Here is a 509-nt window from a genome sequence, read left to right as displayed (position 1 = left end):
GTCGATCCGAACGAACCGCTGTGTGATCCGACCAAGCCTGGCGCTGGCTGCAAGCTTGAAATTTCCATCGACGGCAAGCCCTGCACCATTGGAAACCTCGAGTGCGAACACTGGACCCAGGTCGATCAGGCAGACTCCACCCACACTCGCGTTTCCTGCAAACACGGACCCTATGCCGTCGCTCTCGCCGTCTGCGCACCGTTGGAAGGTGCCTATTATCCCGGTGGCAGGACCGCCACACAGGCTAATACCGACGGCGATCCCAACACGTCGGATAACACCGACTTCAAGGGCAGTCCACTGCCCAATAATCCCGCTCCGCAGACACTCCCCGGTACTGGAACTACCACCGGCACGACTCCCGCCCCCGGCGACGCTGGGCAGACAAGCCCGTCTGCGGATTCCAATTCGCAGGAGTGCTTCCCTACCGGCTGGGGCATGTTCAATCCCGTCGAATGGGTGCTGAAACCTTTGGGCTGTGCGTTCATCCCCAAGACCTCGCAACAGAC

Annotated in this window: 1 pseudogene; it reads left to right on the top strand. The window is 60.7% G+C overall.

The features are described from left to right. Positions 1 to 509: pseudogene (locus AB4Z32_RS27645) on the top strand (hypothetical protein); the annotation flags it as partial.

This window comes from Massilia sp. 2TAF26 (assembly GCF_052115005.1).
Lineage (GTDB): Bacteria > Pseudomonadota > Gammaproteobacteria > Burkholderiales > Burkholderiaceae_D > Telluria.
Note: the sequence above shows the minus strand (reverse complement) of the source record. Positions and strands in the feature narration are given on the sequence as shown.